At 61.2% G+C, this 17,946-nt stretch carries 17 protein-coding genes and 1 tRNA gene; 3 read left to right on the top strand and 15 right to left on the bottom strand.

Annotated elements, in window-relative coordinates:
• Positions 1-6: 6 nt before the first annotated feature.
• The 9 genes from yghU to AC1D17_RS14130 form a co-directional block, all read right to left on the bottom strand.
• On the bottom strand, positions 7-924 hold the full coding sequence (gene yghU, locus AC1D17_RS14170) for a glutathione-dependent disulfide-bond oxidoreductase (protein WP_477566035.1): 918 nt from the start codon (positions 922-924) through the stop codon (positions 7-9).
• A gap of 236 nt (positions 925-1,160) precedes the next feature.
• Positions 1,161-2,693: an acyl-CoA carboxylase subunit beta gene (locus AC1D17_RS14165; RefSeq protein ID WP_477566034.1), complete on the bottom strand. Its 1,533-nt coding sequence runs from the start codon at positions 2,691-2,693 to the stop codon at positions 1,161-1,163.
• A gap of 186 nt (positions 2,694-2,879) precedes the next feature.
• A complete protein-coding gene (locus AC1D17_RS14160) occupies positions 2,880-4,562 on the bottom strand; it encodes an ABC transporter ATP-binding protein (protein ID WP_477566033.1) in 1,683 nt (560 codons plus the stop codon).
• Entirely contained in the window at positions 4,559-5,503 is a 945-nt protein-coding gene (locus tag AC1D17_RS14155) for an acetamidase/formamidase family protein (protein ID WP_477566032.1), read from the bottom strand. The genes AC1D17_RS14160 and AC1D17_RS14155 overlap by 4 nt, the downstream gene beginning before the upstream one ends.
• A 168-nt stretch (positions 5,504-5,671) precedes the next feature.
• The gene (locus tag AC1D17_RS14150; RefSeq protein WP_477566031.1) at positions 5,672-7,294 is read right to left on the bottom strand and encodes an ABC transporter substrate-binding protein; all 1,623 of its coding nucleotides are present in this window, start codon (positions 7,292-7,294) and stop codon (positions 5,672-5,674) included.
• A 32-nt stretch (positions 7,295-7,326) separates the two neighbouring features.
• Positions 7,327-8,247 (bottom strand): ABC transporter permease, encoded by a 921-nt coding sequence (locus tag AC1D17_RS14145; RefSeq protein ID WP_477566030.1) that lies wholly within the window; start codon positions 8,245-8,247, stop codon positions 7,327-7,329.
• A gap of 1 nt (position 8,248) precedes the next feature.
• Positions 8,249-9,097: an ABC transporter permease gene (locus AC1D17_RS14140; RefSeq protein ID WP_477566029.1), complete on the bottom strand. Its 849-nt coding sequence runs from the start codon at positions 9,095-9,097 to the stop codon at positions 8,249-8,251.
• Positions 9,097-9,678: an ANTAR domain-containing response regulator gene (locus AC1D17_RS14135; RefSeq protein ID WP_477566028.1), complete on the bottom strand. Its 582-nt coding sequence runs from the start codon at positions 9,676-9,678 to the stop codon at positions 9,097-9,099. The genes AC1D17_RS14140 and AC1D17_RS14135 overlap by 1 nt, the downstream gene beginning before the upstream one ends.
• The gene (locus tag AC1D17_RS14130) at positions 9,675-10,844 is read right to left on the bottom strand and encodes a transporter substrate-binding protein (RefSeq protein ID WP_477566027.1); all 1,170 of its coding nucleotides are present in this window, start codon (positions 10,842-10,844) and stop codon (positions 9,675-9,677) included. Before AC1D17_RS14130 ends, AC1D17_RS14135 begins: the two co-directional genes overlap by 4 nt.
• Before the next feature lie 665 nt (positions 10,845-11,509).
• On the opposite strand from AC1D17_RS14130, the gene AC1D17_RS14125 reads away from it, so the two are divergent.
• On the top strand, positions 11,510-12,535 hold the full coding sequence (locus AC1D17_RS14125; RefSeq protein ID WP_477566026.1) for a porin: 1,026 nt from the start codon (positions 11,510-11,512) through the stop codon (positions 12,533-12,535).
• A gap of 137 nt (positions 12,536-12,672) precedes the next feature.
• Here AC1D17_RS14125 and AC1D17_RS14120 read toward each other — a convergent pair whose 3' ends face one another.
• The 3 genes from AC1D17_RS14120 to AC1D17_RS14110 all read right to left on the bottom strand — a co-directional run bounded on the left by AC1D17_RS14120 (position 12,673) and on the right by AC1D17_RS14110 (position 15,197).
• Positions 12,673-13,308, bottom strand: coding sequence for an RrF2 family transcriptional regulator (locus tag AC1D17_RS14120; protein ID WP_477566025.1), 636 nt, complete (start codon positions 13,306-13,308; stop codon positions 12,673-12,675).
• 246 nt (positions 13,309-13,554) lie between these two features.
• Positions 13,555-13,641 (bottom strand) — tRNA-Leu (locus tag AC1D17_RS14115).
• Between the two features lie 116 nt (positions 13,642-13,757).
• Positions 13,758-15,197 (bottom strand): phosphohexomutase domain-containing protein, encoded by a 1,440-nt coding sequence (locus AC1D17_RS14110; RefSeq protein ID WP_477566024.1) that lies wholly within the window; start codon positions 15,195-15,197, stop codon positions 13,758-13,760.
• A gap of 272 nt (positions 15,198-15,469) precedes the next feature.
• Between AC1D17_RS14110 and AC1D17_RS14105 the strand changes: the two genes are divergently transcribed.
• Complete coding sequence (locus AC1D17_RS14105; protein WP_477566023.1) at positions 15,470-15,877, top strand: BA14K family protein; 408 nt, start codon at positions 15,470-15,472, stop codon at positions 15,875-15,877.
• Positions 15,878-15,934: 57 nt separating this feature from the next.
• Here AC1D17_RS14105 and AC1D17_RS14100 read toward each other — a convergent pair whose 3' ends face one another.
• Positions 15,935-16,372 (bottom strand): YqaA family protein, encoded by a 438-nt coding sequence (locus AC1D17_RS14100; RefSeq protein WP_477566022.1) that lies wholly within the window; start codon positions 16,370-16,372, stop codon positions 15,935-15,937.
• A gap of 3 nt (positions 16,373-16,375) precedes the next feature.
• The gene (locus AC1D17_RS14095; RefSeq protein WP_477566021.1) at positions 16,376-16,657 is read right to left on the bottom strand and encodes an Rdx family protein; all 282 of its coding nucleotides are present in this window, start codon (positions 16,655-16,657) and stop codon (positions 16,376-16,378) included.
• A gap of 189 nt (positions 16,658-16,846) precedes the next feature.
• On the opposite strand from AC1D17_RS14095, the gene AC1D17_RS14090 reads away from it, so the two are divergent.
• Positions 16,847-17,296, top strand: coding sequence for a DoxX family protein (locus AC1D17_RS14090; RefSeq protein WP_477566020.1), 450 nt, complete (start codon positions 16,847-16,849; stop codon positions 17,294-17,296).
• 36 nt (positions 17,297-17,332) lie between these two features.
• Here AC1D17_RS14090 and AC1D17_RS14085 read toward each other — a convergent pair whose 3' ends face one another.
• Complete coding sequence (locus tag AC1D17_RS14085) at positions 17,333-17,935, bottom strand: YcxB family protein (protein ID WP_477566019.1); 603 nt, start codon at positions 17,933-17,935, stop codon at positions 17,333-17,335.
• Between the last annotated feature and the right edge of the window lie 11 nt (positions 17,936-17,946).

Here is a 17,946-nt window from a genome sequence, read left to right as displayed (position 1 = left end):
GTCTCCTTAGGCCTTTGCGCCATCTTGGGCGATCTTGTCCTGCGTCTTCGTTTCGAAGTCTAAGGCGTCGTGGCGTTCATGCAGCTGTTCGGACGGATCGCCGGACGTCCGGTTGACCATGCGGCCGCGTTTGACCGCCGGGCGGGCGGCAATCTCGGCCGTCCAGCGCTGGACGTGTCTGTAGCTCTGAACGTCGAGGAAGGTGCCGGCATCGCCGTAGGCCTGGCCGAGCGCCAGACTGCCGTACCAGGGCCAGGTGGCCATGTCGGCGATGGTGTAGTGCGCACCCGACAGGAACTGGTTGTTGGCCAGATGCCGGTCGAGCACGTCGAACTGGCGCTTCACTTCCATGGCGTAGCGGTCGATGGCGTATTTGATATGCATCGGCGCATAGGCATAGAAATGGYCAAAGCCGCCGCCGAGGAATGGGGCCGAGCCCATCTGCCAGAACAGCCAGTTCATCGTCTCGGTGCGGGCGCGAAGATCAGCCGGCAGGAAGGCGCCGAATTTTTCCGCGAGATACAGCAGGATGGAGGCGGATTCGAAGACGCGAACGGGCGCGCCGCCGCCCATGGGGGCATGGTCCATCAGCGCCGGGATCTTCGAGTTCGGATTGACATCGACGAAGCCCGAGCCGAACTGGTCGCCATCGCCGATCCTGATCAGCCACGCGTCGTACTCGGCACCTTCGTGCCCCGCCGCCAAAAGCTCCTCCAGCATGATCGTGACCTTGACGCCATTCGGAGTGCCCAGCGAATAGAGCTGCAGCGGATGTTTTCCGACCGGCAGGACCTTGTCCTGCGTCGGTCCGGCGATCGGCCGGTTGATGTTGGCGAAAGTACCACCATTGCCCTTGTCCCAGGTCCAGACTTTGGGAAGTTCGTAACCCGCGGGAAAATTATCGGCGGGGGATTTTTCGGTCATGAGGGCGGTCCTTGATAGTGGGCGATGTGCTTGAGAGGAGAGCACAGCAGGCATATGGGAAACGAGCAATGGATTTCGCTAGTGCAGACAGTCACTTTCCGCCCAAGGCGTATTTTGTTTCTCCGTCATCCTCGGGCTTGACCCGGATCCATCCCAGAGCGACGACGAGTTTGGTGCTATGGATCCTCGGGTCAAGCCCGAGGATGACGACTGTGGTTTGTGACGCATGTGACGTTTCACAACGGAATCGTATCGTGCTTGCGCCACGGCTGTTCCTTGCGCTTGTTCCTCAATGAGGCAAACGCCCGCGCGATGCGGCGACGTGACGAATGCGGCATGATCACTTCGTCGATGAAGCCGCGTTCGGCGGCGACGAAAGGGGTGGCGAAGCGTTCCTCGTATTCCTTGGTCCGGGCGGCGATCTTGTCGGGGTCGCCAAGTTCGGAGCGGTAGAGGATTTCGGTGGCGCCCTTGGCACCCATCACAGCGATTTCGGCGGTCGGCCAAGCATAGTTGATGTCGGCGCCGATATGCTTGGAGGCCATGACGTCATAGGCGCCGCCATAGGCTTTTCGGGTGATCAGCGTCACCATCGGCACGGTCGCCTGGCTATAGGCAAACAAGAGCTTGGCGCCGTGCTTGATGACGCCGCCATATTCCTGAGCGACGCCGGGCAGGAAGCCGGGGACATCGACCAGGGTCAGGAGCGGTATCGAGAAAGCGTCGCAGAAGCGGACGAAGCGGGCAGCTTTTCGCGAACTGTCGATATCGAGGCAGCCTGCCAGCACCATCGGCTGGTTGGCGACAACGCCGACGGTCTGGCCCTCGAGCCGGATGAAGCCGGTGATGATGTTGCGGGCAAAGGCTTCCTGAAGCTCGAAGAAATCGCCCTCGTCGGCGATCGCATGAATGAGTTCCTTCATGTCGTAGGGCTTGGCAGAACTATCCGGGATCAGCGTGTCGAGACGGTTCTCAAGGCGGGCCGGATCGTCGTGGAACGGCCGGACGGGCGGCTTCTCGCGATTGTTGAGGGGCAGGAAATCGAACAGCAGGCGGACCTGCTCCAAAGTCTCGATGTCGTTTTCATAGGCCGCATCGGCAACCGAGGATTTCCTCGTATGGGTGCCGGCGCCGCCGAGTTCTTCGGCCGTGACGATCTCGTTGGTGACGGTCTTCACCACGTCCGGGCCGGTGACAAACATGTAGGACGAGTCGCGGACCATGAAGATGAAGTCGGTCATCGCAGGCGAATAGACAGCACCGCCGGCGCAGGGGCCCATGATGACGGAGATCTGCGGGATAACGCCGGAGGCCTCGGCGTTGCGGCGGAACACTTCGGCATAGCCGGCGAGCGACGCGACGCCTTCCTGGATACGGGCGCCGCCCGAATCGTTGAGGCCGATGACGGGCGCGCCGTTGCGCACGGCCATGTCCATGATCTTGCAGATTTTCTGGGCATGGGTTTCCGACAGCGAGCCGCCGAGAACGGTGAAATCCTGGGAAAAGACATAGACCTGGCGGCCGTTGATCGTACCCCAGCCGGTGACAACGCCGTCGCCCGCCACCTTCTGTTCCGCCATGCCGAAATCGACGGCGCGGTGGGTGACATACATGTCGTATTCTTCGAAGGAACCCCCGTCGAGCAGCACCTCGATGCGCTCGCGCGCCGTCAGCTTGCCCTTGGCATGCTGGGCGTCAATGCGGCGCTGGCCGCCGCCGAGACGAGCCTCGATGCGGCGCGCCTCCACGGTTTCGATGATATTGCGCATGCTTCCTCCCATCGTCTTTGTCTCCTGCTTAGCCGGAAACAAGGTCGAAGGAAATCACCGATCGCGCAAGCGCATCATCCTTAGACAAAAGGAGGAGCCGCGGACAGGGACCGCCAATCTCCCTCGTCCCGCCGGATCGGCGCCCGGCCCTCGATGTCGTGCTTCCGGGTGACCGGCACCAGCCTCTCACGCCACGTTGCGCAACGCCGGGTCGGGGATCGGCACCGCCGCCATCAGTGCCTGGGTATAGGCATCCTGCGGGTTTTCGAAGACCGACCGCCGCGATCCCATTTCGACGATGCGTCCAGAGCGCATGACCGCGACATTGTGCGACATGCGCTCGATCACCGCCATGTCGTGCGAGATCAAGAGATAGGCGAGCCCCATCGTCTCCTGCAGCTCCAGCATCAGGTCGAGCACGCGGGCGCGCACCGAGACATCGAGTGCGGCGACGCTTTCATCGGCGACGATCAGTTTCGGTCCGAGCGTTAGCGCCCGGGCGATGCAGATGCGCTGGCGCTGGCCGCCGGAAAACTCGTGCGGGTAACGGCTGGCAGCATCCGGCTGCAGGCCGACCTGGCGCAGCAGCTTGGCGACGCGGTCGTCGCGCTCGCCCTTGTTGGCAAGGCCATGGATGATCAGCGGCTCGGCAATCGCGGCACCGATCGCCATCCTCGGATCGAGCGAAGCATAGGGATCCTGAAAGATCATCTGGGCGCTGCGCCGCACCGGCCGCATCTGGCGCTGGCTAAGGCCACCGATCGCCTGGCCGCCGATGACGACGTCGCCGGTGAAGGGAATCAGGCCGAGAACGGCCCTGCCGGTGGTGGATTTGCCCGAGCCGCTTTCGCCGACGAGGCCAAGCGTCTGGCCAGGCAGGATGTCGAAAGAAACATCGCTGACGGCGGAAGCTGACGGCTTCCCGCCAGAGAGCCAGCCCGCCGGTTTGCCATAGGTGACGTCCAATCCGCGCACGGTGAGGACCGGGGCGTGCGTGAGCGGCGGTGCGTCCGTCGCAGCCGCGCCGATGCGCGGCGGGCCATCGGTGCCGGCATGAGCACCGAGCCGCGGCACGGCTGCCAGCAATTCCTGAGTATAGCGTTGTGCCGGGGCATTGAAGATCGGTAAAGCGTTGCCCTGCTCTATGATGCGGCCGGCTTGCATGATGACGACGCGGTCGGCCATCTGCGCGACGACGCCCATATCGTGGGTAATCAGGATGATCGAGGCGCTGAATTCGCGCTTCAGTTCGTCCATCAGCTTGAGGATCTGCGCCTGCACCGTCACGTCGAGCGCCGTCGTCGGTTCGTCGGCGATCAGCACCTTCGGCCGGCAGGAGAGCGCCATGGCGATCATCACGCGCTGGCGCATGCCGCCGGAAAGCTCGTGCGGGTATTGTTTCAGCCGCCTGGCCGGTTCCGTCATGTGGACGGCGTCCAGCATGCGAAGGGCCACCGCCTCGGCGCTACCACCTTCCGATCCCTGATGCTCGCGAATGGCCTCGGTCAATTGCGCCCCGATCGACATCACCGGGTTGAGCGAGGTCATCGGCTCCTGGAATACCATGGCGACGTCGCCGCCGCGCACACTGCGCATGGCACTGTTGGACAGGCGGGAAAGCTCGCGACCTTCCAGCGCAATACTGCCGGAAGCGACCTGTAGCGACGCCTTCGGCAGAAGGCCCATGATGGCAAGCGACGTTACCGATTTGCCCGAGCCGCTTTCACCGGCGATGCACAGCGTTTCGCCGAGCTTCAGGTCGAAGCTGACATCGTCGAGAACGCGGCGCCTGCCTTCCGGCGTGCGTGCGTCAACGCAGAGCTTGTCGATGGCGAGGACGGATGGGGAAACGGGAGAGGGAGATGTCACGCGAACACGATCCTCGGGAAGTAGAAGGAGACGACCCAATTGGGCATGTCGACGATTTCGCTGATCCTGAGATCGCCGCAGACCGAGCAGAGCAGGTAGGCGTCGACGGGGTTCATGCCGTGCTCTGACCCGAGCAGGTCGATCATCCTCATCAGCGCCTCGCGGGCTCCGGTCATCAGGTCAGGGCCGATGCCGGTCGTGACCTCATAGCCCATGCCGTCGAGATGGCGGGTAACGGGCTCGGTGGTGGTGAAGCGCGGGCTTTGCAGCCGCGCGTCCTTGACCAGCTCGATTGTCGCCTCGACTTCCATCTGGCTTTCGATGGCGGTGCCGCAGACTTCGCCGTCGCCCTGGGCGGCATGGGTGTCGCCGATCGAGAATAGCGCGCCGTCGACTTCGACCGGCAGATAGAGCGTCACGCCCGATGTCAGGTCGCGGATATCGAGATTGCCGCCGACCCGGCGCGGCGGCACGACGGAATGCAGGCCGGGTTCAGCCGGCGCAACACCGATCGTTCCGGCAAAGGGCTTTAACGGTACCTTGCCGCCGGGACCGTAGAGCGACGGCGCCATGCTGTGCGGATCGTAGGACCACATGTGCAGGGCCGGCTCCTTGAACTGGTCTGCAAGCAGGCCGAATCCCGGAATGTTGGCGGTCCAGCCGACGCCGGACGGGATGAAACGGCGGATCGTCACCTTCAAGGCATCGCCGGGTTTGGCGCCTTCGACGTAGACCGGGCCGGTGACAGGATTGATCTTGTCGAAGTCGAGCGCCGCCAGGGTTTCGAGTGTCGAGCCGGCACCCAGCTGGCCACCGGAGGAGTCCAGGCATTCGAAATGGATCGTCTCACCCGGCTTGGCGATGACAGCCGGTTCGAAATCCTTGTTCCAGCCGAAATTATGCTGGGTGCGGTGAATGGTATGGGTGCAGGCGACGCACATGGTGTTTCCTCGGAATTGGATTTTTCAGCATGGGGCTTTGCCCCTCACCGTAACCCTCTCCCGCAGTCGGAGAGAGGGCACTGGTTCGGAGTTTTCGCTTGTCCTTCTCCCGTTCACGGGGAGAAGGTGGCCCGAAGGGTCGGATGAGGGGCATTTCAGGCCCGGCGCCTATTCGTCCTTCACGAAGATCGCGTCGTAGTTGATGACGCGGGTCGGATCGACGTAGATGTCGCCTGCGCCGCCCATGCGCGGCGATTTGGCGACGACGCGGCGTTCGTTGGTGAGCGGAATCCACGGCGCGTCGGCCATGATATCGGTGAAGATCTTGCCCCATTCGGCTTGACGCTCGGCAGCCTTGGCCGGGTCCGACATCGAATCGGCGGCGATTGCGCGGGCATCGAGATCCTTGTTGCAATACCACGACCAGTTCCAGCCGCCCTGAACCGCGCCGGAGCAACCGAGGATCGGGCCGTAGAAATTGGACGGATCCGGGAAGTCGGCGATCCAGGCCATGCCGCCCGACCAGATCATCGGCGCTTCGCCTTCGGTACCGCCGGCTGCAATGACGTTGGCTTGGGCCAGCGCGCGAACCTCGGCCTTGACGCCGACAGCAGCCAGATCCTGCTGGATCGCCTGGGCGATGCGCGGCTGGGGATCGGTGTTGGTCGAGTAGAGGATCGTCTCGAAACCATCGGGGAAGCCAGCTTCGGCAAGCAGCGCCTTGGCCTTTTCGACGTCGAAGGCATAACCGGCGAAGGTCTTGTCGTAGCCCGGCATCAGCGGCGGCAGCGGCTGGTTTGCGGCAGTGGCGCGGCCGTTCAAGATGCGGGTGATGCGCTCTTTGTTGATGGCCATGTTGAGCGCCTGGCGCACCTTCACATTGTCGAACGGCTTAACCTTGGTGTTGAGCGTGATGTAGCCGGTGTGCAGCTGCGCGCCATCGACGATGATTTCGGCACCCTCGGGCGAGTTCTTGATCTCCAGGAACTTTGCCGGCGGAACGCCGTCACCGGCAATATCAACTTCGCCCTTCTGCAGGCGCAAGAGCGCCACCAGCGGCTCCTGGCCGACTTCAACGGTGAATTTGTCGATATGCGGCATGTCTTTGACGAAATAATCCGGGTTGCGCTCGAACACGAGACGCTGGCCGACGGTCCATTCCTTCAGCACGAATGTGCCCGAGCCGACGGGGTTCTTGCCGAAATCGCCGCCCGCTGCCTCGACGGCTTCCTTCGGCACGACGGAGGCGAAGTTGATGGCGAGCACGTGCAAGAAGGTGGCATCGGGACGCGACAGGGTGAAGATGACCGTCGAATCGTCTGGAGTCGCAATGCCTTCCAGCGTCGCCGAGGTGCCGCCGGTGACGGCATCGAAACCCTTGATGGCGCCGAAGAAGCCGGCGCCCGGTCCCTGCGTCTTCGGATCGACGGCGCGCTCGATCGAATACTTTACGTCGGAGGCGACCAGTTCGCGACCATTGGTGAATTTCACGCCCTTGCGCAGCTTGAACGTATAGGTAAGGCCGTCATGCGAGACCGTAAAACTTTCCGCTAGCGACGGAATCAGATCCGGCGTGCCGGGCGTATAGTCCATCAGCCGCGAATAGAGGCTCTTGATCATCGACCAGTTGACCCAGTCATAGCCGATGGCCGGATCGAGCGTGGCAATGTCGTCCTTGTAGGTGATGACGATATCGCCGCCCTGCCTGATGGCGTCCTGCGCGAAGGCGTTAAGCGGAGTGACGGCGAGTGCCATCGCGATCGTCGAGTTTCGAAGCCAGCGTTTGAACATTTTTGAGTTCCCCTTTTGGTTGCTGATTTGGACTAGCGCGCACGAATGCGTGGATCGATGAGTGGCGCGATCAGATCGGCGACGAGATTGCCGAGCACGATGGCCAGCGCCGAAACCAGCGTCACCCCCATGATGATCGGGATATCCACCTGCTGGATCGCCTGCCAGGCAAGCTGGCCGATGCCTGGCCAGCCATAGACGGCCTCGACCACCACCACGCCGCTCATGAACTGGCCGATATCGATGCCGATCATCGCGACGATCGGCAAAAGCGCATTCGGCAGCGCATGACGAAAGACGATGCGGGCGGACGACAGGCCCTTGGCGCGGGCAGTGCGGACATAATCCTGGTTGAGCACATCGATCATCGCCGAACGGACCATGCGCGCATACCAGCCGGCACCGAGAATGCCGAGCGTGGTGGCCGGCAGCACGACATGGGCAAACGTGCCGAAGCCGCTCATCGGGAACCAGGCGAGCGTGACGGCAAAGACGTAGAGCAGCAGCAGGGCCGCGACGAACTGCGGTGCCGAGACGCCGACGAAGGATGCCATCATCACGAAGCGATCGACAGGGCCGCCACGGCGCACGGCGGCGATGACGCCGAGCAGCAGGCCGAGTATCACCTCGACGAAAATACCGGCCGCCATCAGGATCAGCGTTGCCGGCAGCCGCGCCGCAATGAGCGCACCGACATCGGTCTTCTGCGCATAGGAGCGGCCGAGATTGCCCCCGGCAAGGCCGCTCAGGTAGTTCCAGAATTGCGCCAGCAGCGGCTGGTCGAGGCCGAGTTCATGGCGGATATTGGCAACCGTCTGCGCCGTGGCGCTGCGGCCGGCGATCATCCGGGCGGGATCGGCGGGCAAGGCGTAGAGCAAAAGAAAGGTGATTGCCGCGACGCCGAACAGGATCAGCGCCGTCTGGACGAGACGCCGCAGGATCAGAAAGGCCATCTCACCCCCTCCCGCGCTGGGTCGGGTCGAGAATATCGCGCAGCGCATCGCCGACCAGGTTGAAGGAGAGCGCAGTCAAAAGGATAACGGCGCCGGGGATGAACACCAGCCACGGGGCTGCCTGGAAATAGCTCTGGCTTTCGAAAATGATGTTGCCCCACGAGGGTGTCGGCGGTTGCACGCCGATACCGAGGAACGACAGGGTCGCTTCCAGAAGCACCGTCGTGGCAATGCCGAGTGTGCCCCAGACGATCGCCGTCGGCATCAGATGCGGCAGGATGTGATGAAACAGGATCCGGAAGTGGCCGGCACCCAGCGAGCGCTCGGCGAGGATGAAGTCGCGCTCTACAAGGCCGCGGGTTTCGGTATAGACGATGCGGGCGACCTGCACCCAGTTGACCAGCGCGATCACCATGGCGACGATCCACAGGCTTGGGCGCAAGAGTGCTGCCAGCACGATGGCCAGAAGCAGGGCCGGAAACGCCATCATCAGATCGGTGAAGCGCATCAGCGCATTGCCGACGAGGCCGCGCATGTAGCCCGACAGGATACCGATCAAAAGACCGATCGCCACTGCGATGCCGTTGGCAACGAGGCCGATAATGAGCGAGGTGCGGGCACCGTAGAGAAGGCGCGAGAACAGGTCGCGGCCGAGCGTGTCGGTGCCGAGCAGGAACTGGGCGCTGGGCGGCATCGGTGCGCCTTCCAGCGTCAGGCCGTCAAACATCTGTTCGTCGGGGTTATAGGGGGCGATCAAGGGTGCGGCGACCGCCATGAAGATGACCAGGGCGACGATCGCCAGGCCGAACAGCGCCGACGGCTGACGCACCATACTTTTCAGGATGCGCATCAACCGGCCTCCGGCATGGGCTCGGCGCCGCCGAGAATGGAGGCTGCGACCTGCTCCATCGGCATCCGGCGCTGCATCGCGCAATTGCGCAGGATCGTGTAGGCGAGCTCCTCATCGACCTTGCGCTCCGCAATGATGCGCTCGACGGCGGCATGGACCAGCGGCCGCAGGCGCACGCGCTCTTCCAGATGCTTCATCTTGTCGATCACGGCCTTGCGTTCGCGGTGGATACCGAGCGCCATGACCAGGGCCGGGTAGACGGCAGAGGAGGCCAGCGGTTTTGCGATGATTGCGCCGACGCCCTGTTCCATCGCCCAGGCAATCCGGCCCGGCGCTTCCGAGCCGAGCAGCGCCACCAGCGGCCGCGGCGCATTCTCGCCAGTCCAAGGCAAAAGACCGTCCCAGCCCTGGTCGGCATCGACCAGGATGATATCCGGCAGGTCGCTCGCATTGAGCGGTTGCCACTGCACCGTCACCTGAAAGCCGATGAGCTTCAGCTGGCGTGTCAGGCGTTCGGTGGTGTTGTCTTCCCGGTGCAGGATCGTGGCGCGCCAGCCGGTGAAATTCGGCGTCTCCCTCATGACACGATCCTCGACTGGGCCGGCCTCAACTGCGCCGGCCCCAGCTGCGCCGGCAAGCGCGTCCGGCGGCCGGTGAGATAAGGGTCGGCGGCGATCGCCGGCTGAGAGGCGATGATATCGAAGCCGCCTTCGTCATTGATCCGGCCGAGATGGAAAGGAAGGGCGGCATGGCGGGTGTCGGGATTGATCAGGATCGGTCCGAGAACGGTTGGAAGCGGCGCGGCCGACACCAGGCGCGATACGGCCGCCGGATCGTCCGTCCCGGCTGCGATAATGGCCTCGACGCAAAGCTTGACCGACGCATAGGCACTGGCGAAGACACTGGAGATGCGCCGGCCGGGTCCGAAACGGGCTGCCACCTGCGCCTTGAAGGCGATGTTCTCCGGCGTGGCGACCGTATCGAAATAGGCGGCAGCGCAGAGCTGGCCCGTCGCGACGCCAAGGCCGATATCTGGGATCTCGCATTCCTGCAGGTCGCAACTGACGACCGGGCAGTTTTCCGGACGGAAAGCCGGATCGCGGGCGCCCAGAGCGCGGATGGCTGCGAGAAAGGCATAGCTCGACGGACCGACGAGGTTATTGAGGATGAAGCTTGGCCGGCGCTGTTCGATGTCCTGTACGATACGCTCGACCGCGGTCTCTTCCAGCGGCAGATAGCGCTCGCCCAGGACCTCGCCACCTGCATCCTCGATCAGTTCGCGGGCAAGCCGGTTCATCTCCCAGCCCCAGACATAATTGGCGCCGATCAGGTAGGGACGGCAGCCGAAACGCGGGATCAGGTAGTCGAACAGTGGCAGGAGATGCTGGTTGGGGCAGCCGCCGGTATAGATGACATTGTCGTTGGCTTCGAAGCCCTCATACGGGCACATGTACCAGAGCAGGCCGTCATGCTTTTCCACGAGCGGGATGACTTCCTTGCGGGCAAGCGAGGTGATGGTGCCGATAATGTGGCGGCAGCCGTGGTCGCGCAGCATCGACCGGGCGCCTTCGAGATAGGCGGCGATATCGGCATGCGGGTCGATGAAGACAGGCTCGATGGCGGCCCCGTGCGCCGCGCCGCGCGCGTCCTCGATCGCAAGTTCCGCGCCATCGCGCCCGTCGAGGCCCATCCCGCCATAGGGGCCCGTCGTCGAATAGAGAATGCCGATTCGTACCGTGTTTTTCATCAATCCGCCAAAAACCAAAAGCCCCACGATGCGAAGCCCATCGGTGATGGGAGCATCGTGGGGCCAAACTGCCCGTCGACCTAAAGGTCATGTCAAGGAAATGCTTAATCCGTTGGCATGATTAAAGTACGGGCATCGCTTCCGTGTCAAGCGCGATTCACGGCATCGGCAATGGCCATCAATGGTGGGCCGTGATTCGTCATGTGCTTCGCATGCAGCCTGCCCCCATGCCCAAATTTTCAATTCCCTCACCGCGCCGGGCATTTCCGCAGGAATCAAGCATGAGTTGCGGCAATTTGACGTTCCTTGCCGAATTGTCAGCCCGCACGACTTGCGGTTTGGCGGAACCATCCCTAACTGCAGGGCGGAAATGTTACCGGTCACACCCTGTGTGGTGTATTCGGCGGCCGGGACGCCTACGCAAGGTAGTGAGGGTACTCACGATCCCGCATTTCAAGCCGTTGCGTTTCGGCAACACTCAAAATTCCAACCTTCATTTGTGACGGATTATGACTGTAATTTTTATTGTTACAGTTCTTTGCCTATGTAATCTCGGCGTGCGGTTTCGGCCGCTGCCATTGGGGCTTGAATCGATATTTGGGGTCGGGGGACGCTGATATTTCAGCCACAAACCTTTGCCCAGTCGAAACTTGATTGGATCCGAAATGACTATGAAGGCTTTTCTTTTTGCGTCCGCTGCGGCGTTGAGCACGGCAAGCGGTGCATTTGCCGCCGACGCCATTGTTGCCGCTGAACCCGAGCCGATGGAATACGTCCGCGTCTGCGACGCGTTCGGCACCGGCTACTTCTACATCCCGGGAACGGAAACCTGCCTGAAGATCGGCGGTTACATCCGCTTCCAGACCGACTTCGGCCGTGATCAGTCGGGTACGTCCGACTGGAATACCTTTACCCGCGCACAGCTCGAGTTCGAGGCAAAGAACGACACCGAATTCGGCACGCTGACGAGCCTTGTCGCCCTGCGTACAAACGCCCGGAATCCTTCCGGTTCGTCGAGCAGCAACACGTTCCTCGACCAGGGTTACATCGACATCGCGGGCTTGCGCGTCGGCATGCAGTACAGCTGGTGGGATGACGACTTGAGCGGCGAAACCGACCTGATCGCCAGCAACGAAACCCGCCACAACGCCATCCGCTACCAGTACGAGACCGACGCGTTCAAGGCTGGCATCGCAGTGGAAGAGCTGGAAGACAGCTACGACACCAAGCCGGGCGAAGCACCCAACAACGTTGGCGTCACCGGCCAGGTTTCGGGTACAGTCGGCGTTGTCACCGGTTACCTGCTCGGTGGTTATGACACCGACACCGAAGAAGGCGCTATCCGCGCGATCGTCTATGCCGATCTCGGACCGGGCCAGCTCGGCATCTACGGTGCCTACGCAACTGGCGCCAACTACTACTACGAAGAGTCCGAATGGACGGTCGGCGCTCAGTACGAACTGAAGGTCAACGACAAGTTCGCAATCACGCCCGGCGTTCAGTACTTCAGCAATATCGACCTTAGCAGCGATGGCAACGGCTTCGGTGGTGGTGATGCCTGGACCGGCGGCGTGACCGTCGACTACAAGATTACGGATGGTCTCAAGACCAAGGTGAGCGTTCAGTATCACGATGAAGACGATGGTGACGACGAAGTATTCGGCTTCGTGCGTCTGCAGCGCGATTTCTAAATCGCCGTTCGATATCCGGCTAGCCGCGCAAAGGCCCGGCTAGCCACCGGTTCGTCACGGATTTGACTGACCTCCGATCAGTGGCGGGGACGGTCCGGCTCCCTCCGGCCGTCCCAAACGGCCGGAAGGGCTTGCCTTCAGGACGCAAGCGTCCTTCCCAGCGGACATTTTCCGCCATCGATGGTCACAAGTTCCGAAATGGCGTCTTCAACGGATTTTTCGCCGAGCAGGCCAAGCAGCGCCTGCTCCGCTTCCTTGCTGAGTTTTGCCGACCATTCATTCATATTGCTCGAGATGAAGCATTCGGCCGGAATGTCCTCACGCGTGCCCCAGATTTTCTTGTCGGGCATGACCGCAAGGTAAATCTCGCTCAGGTAAATCGCGTTGGCGGGCCGCCCAAGCCTATAACCGCCCTGATATCCTTCGGACGACACAAGGATGTTCTTGTGCATCAACGGCGCAACCAGTTTGCGCACAAGACTGGGCTTGGCATCGAGCTTCGCTGCCAGCGCATCGCTCGTCGAGCGTGTGTTGTTCTTTTCGTTGACGGCGACCGTAATAATGATTTGCAGCGCCGAAGAGAAACGTGTGTCCATCATGGAAGCACATACTAATGCCCGCTTTGGAAAAAACCAGACGGTTCGTGCGGACAAAGTAAAACTCTCCAGCGGTTTGGCGCCAGAGGCATCGTCTTCAATAATACTCGCCCGCTGGATTGGATCGCCAATCGTTCCGAGAGGTTCCGTCCCGATTTCACATCGGAAGCCGGACATGATGGACAGATAGAGTTTGGAAAAGGCTATTTCAATAGGGCTACTCCTCATATTGAGGCTGCCTCAGCGAAATTTGTATTTACCCCGACGGATCCGCGCCGGCGCCGCCATGTTTGCCGATGCGGTCAACGCTGCATTGGCAATCGGAAGGGTCCGAACAACACCGAACGCCCAAAACGAAAAAAGCCCGGCGAACCGGGCTTTTTTGAACTTCAGAACTGCTTTGAACAGTTCTGAATATGAAATTGGTGCCCAGAAGAGGACTCGAACCTCCACACCCTTTCGAGTACCAGCACCTGAAGCTGGCGCGTCTACCAATTCCGCCATCTGGGCGACGGACGGGGATGTACGGGGCTGACGCTTTTGTGTCAACAGGGTTTTTGAAGTTTTCTTGAAAATGTCAGGGAAAGTTGAGCAAACCGTTGAAGAGCAATGATTTTCCGTGGCTTTCATCGGGAGCCATGATGCCGTCCAAAGGCGCGGATGCACTCCAGCCCCTGTTTCAGGACCCGCTTTGCCTGGTCGGCGGTTTCCGCTTCGGCATAGCAGCGCATTTCCGGCGCGTTGCCCGACGGACGCAAGTGAACGATGCTGCGATCCGTGAGCGTTACCCGCAATCCGTCGATATCGCTGACCGATTCCGGCTTTCCGAGGGGGGCAAGAAAGTTCGCCAGATTGGCCATGCCGGACCGGAGATGGCGCATCAATGCGGCGCTGGTTTCCAGCGGAAAATTCTCGATCCGGTCGCTCAGCGCCACCGGTAGCGCGAAGCCTGCCGCAAGCGCCGAGAGAGGCTTGTGGCCGCGGGCGGCAAGCAAGAGCACCGCCAGCACCGGCAGGAAGCTGTCGCGCGTTGGCAGGGCTTTAAGCGTGGCGCCGTTGAGGGTGAAGTCCGTGGCGGTCAAGGTGCCACCATTGGCCTCGAAGCCGACGACGCCGGCCTGGCCATTGCCGACAGCCTCCAGCATGGCTTCGATGACAAAGGGCGAGCCGACACCGGTGCGCAGGATGGAAAGACCCGGCTGGCGTTCCAGGCCTGAATTGGAGGTGACGGGCGTCACGGCGACCGACGCGCCGACAAACTGCGCTGCGATCAGCCCCAAAAGGTCGCCGCGCAACGGCTGGCCGGTTTCATCGCTGACGAGCGGGCGGTCGCCGTCGCCGTCGGCAGAGACGATCGCGTCGAGTTTATGCTTGGCCGTCCAGGCCTTGAGCCGGTCGATTGTCGCCTGCGAGACCGCTTCGGTATCGACCGGAATGAAATCGACGGAGCGGCCAAGCGCCACGACATCAGCGCCGTAGTGGGCCAGCACCTCGATGAACAGGTCGCGGGCCACCGTGCTGTGCTGATAGACGCCGACCGTCAGGCCGGACAATGCACCGGCTGGCAGGATTGCGCTGTTGCGGGCTAGAAAAAGCGTGATGGCCGGTCCGGAATGGTCGTCAGCCCCTCCTGGCGTCGCGTCGATGCCGGCCGGTTTGGCCATGAGTTCGGCTGCCAGGGCGCTGATCGCCTCCTCATCGGCCTTGGCGATCTCGCCATCGGGCCGATAGAATTTAATGCCATTGCGGTCGGCGGGGATGTGCGAACCGGTGATCATCAACGCGGCAGCGCGCTTTTCCAGGCCATAGAGCGCCAGCGCCGGGGTCGGCACTGTGCCACAGTCCAGAACGGTCAGACCCGCCCGCGTCAAGGCGCCGGCGCAGATGGCGGAAATGTCCGGGCTGGAGGCGCGAAAGTCGCGGCCGAGAAGAATGGGGTCGCCGGGGTTTGCCTGGCCGGACGACATGAGATAGTGCGCAAAGGCTGTCGCATAGATCGCAGCGGCAGGGCCGTTCAAGTCGGCGGAAAAGCCGCGCAGGCCGCTGGTGCCGAATTTCAAACTCAATCTATCCTCCGTCTGGTTGACAGGATTTTGATAACCGGCTGAGTGACTTGACCGGAATATTGCCGCATTCTGCCAGTTTGGAAGGGGCTCGCCGCCCGAATGACGCCAGGATGCAGTCGGACCATAGACGAAAACACGAATAAAATAAGAAAACTGGCCGTTATAGCAAACAGGGACACCACCCGAGTAAACCCTTTTGGGAGAAGTGAGAAAACAAAATGGCGGGATTTCGAAATTTCGTTATTGGTTGCGTGTTGAGCGCAGCTTCCATCATGGCACCTTTGGCATCCGCACTGGCCGTTCCCTTGGCTGCGCCGGACGTGAAAATCGTCCGCCAGACGGATATCCAGACCGTCGATCATCGCCGCGGCGTTCCGGAGTATCGTGGAGACGGCTATCGCTACCGGCCCGGCTATGGATATCGCAACTATCGGCCCTATGCCGGCTACCGCCCGTATTACCGGCCCTACTATCAGCCCTATTACCGCCCTTATTACCGTCCCGGCCTCAATGTCTACATCGAGCCACGGCCGATCTACCGTGACCGTTATATCCGCCGCGGCTATGCCGGCTCGCATGTGAACTGGTGCGTGTCGCGATACCGCTCCTACAATCCGGCGACCAACCGGTTTCTCAGCTATGGCGGCGTCTACAAGGTCTGCTATTCGCCCTATCGCTGACTTGGGTTTCATCCGATCGACGGCGGGGATTTCCCCGCCGTTTTTGTTTGAAGTACATCAGGCGGCAACGGCATCCCATGCCCAGAGCAATACGGCATAGCGCGCCGCCTTGCCGATCGTCACGTAGAGGAGGAAGGCGGGAAACGGGGTGCGCAACAGCCCCGCCGCCAGCGTCAGCGGATCGCCGATCACCGGCAGCCAGGACAAAAGCAGCACGGGCCGGCCATAGCGGCCAAACAGTGCCTCGGCTCGCTTCCTGTTGATCGGACTGACGGGAAACCAGCGGCGGTTCTCGAAGCGCAGGAAAAAGCGGCCGAGCGCGAAATTGACGACCGCCCCAAGCACGTTGCCTGCTGTCGCGGCCAGAAAAAGCGCCATGAGCTGCGCGCCCGGTTGTCCGGCGGCAAAGATCAATGCCGCCTCCGACACGCCAACGAGCAACGTGGCAGACAGGAACGCTGCGCTGAAAACGCCGAAAAGCAGACCTGCGATCAATGATCAGGTCCGGTCGGTATGACCGAGATCGCGCCCGGGTTCGATGACATCGCGGACCCGCTGTTTCAATTCCTTTGGGCCCGGAAAGCCGCCATCGCGCTTGCGTTCCCAGATCAGCGTTTCGCCGGCATGGATCTCGAAATTGCCGCCGGTGCCGGGAATGAGCGCCACTTCGCCAAGGCTGTCGCCAAAGGTGGAGAGCAGTTCCTGGGCCATCCAGGCGGCGCGAAGCAGCCAGTTGCACTGGGTGCAGTAGAGGATGGCGATGCGCGGTTTTTCTGTCATGTCGGCTTCCGTGGCGATGTCGTCCTGATGGACGTTATCCACCGACGGATTAGGCCGCAACAGGGAGCGATCAAGAATGCCTCACGAAATCGTTAATTGAATTTACCATATTGCGGCGGGGTCTCACTTGATAGCCGCAGTTTTCGCAGCAAGAAAATGTTGCGTTGCAAAAAATCAAGAGGAGACAACATGACTGACCTTACTTCGACCCGGCCGCCAGCCATGCTGCCGGCCTTACAGCGGTTTTACCTGCCGCTCGATACGACGGCCGAAACACTGTTGCGCGTGGTTGCCGGCGTTCTGCTCGTCACCCATGGCTATGGCAAGATCATCAATCCCTTCGGGGCAATCGGCATGGTCGAGAGCTTGGGATTCTATCCCGGCGTTTTCTGGTCGCCGCTGCTGTCGGCAACCGAATTCTTCGGCGGCATTCTGATCACGATCGGCCTGTTCACCCGGCCGGCATCCTTTGCCGCCATGATCGTCCTGCTTGTCACGGTCTATTTCCACGGCATCGTCACGGGCGAAGGGCTCGCCGGCGCCGAGAAATCGATCCTGTGGGCTGCGATCTTCTTCTTCTTTGCCATTCGCGGATCAAACTCCCAGTCCGTCGATGCCAAGATCGGCAAACAGATTTGAGAGCGCATCCAGAGCTGCGGCTTCAGCGCCGCAGCTCTATTCTGCATATTTACCTTGCGCATTTTCCAGCGCTTGCCCGCAGAACATCCTGAATTTCAGGAGCTTTTTTTCACTGCCAAAAACTCGTTTCGGTAAGGCGATTTGTGCCTTTGCGCCTGCAAAGATCATGAAGTAGTTTTCTGTCTCCCGGAATTCCGTAACCTCTTGCCATGGTATCTCGATCCTCCGTCCCCCGCCATGGTGGGTCAGGGACTGAAAATCGATGTCGCATGTGACATCGCTCCCTTTGCCAAAACGTCGAAAGTAAATCTTGAAGTAAATTTTCAGGATGAAATGCGCGATGACAGCGATCAGCACAAACGTTCCCAGGCGGAGAAGGAAGTTTTCCTTCCCGATCCCTGGGAAGACGGAATAAAGGACCAGCATCGTCATTAACGATGCGAAGCAGAGAAGCAGAAAATATCTAAAGTACAGAGATGAATTGCGAATACAGGCGGAAAATCGAACCAAATAATCTCGGCCCTTCTCTGCGGATATTTCCCGGACGACTTCGGTGGCGACAAGCGCTTCCATTCTGTTGGCGCGAAATTCCAAACGCCAATTGCCGCCCGCTCTTGTAGCGGACAGCAATTTTTCCAACGGAAAGTCCA

The organism is Pararhizobium sp. P1_E7 (assembly GCF_056405855.1).
This window is presented reverse-complemented; position numbering and strand designations above follow the sequence as displayed.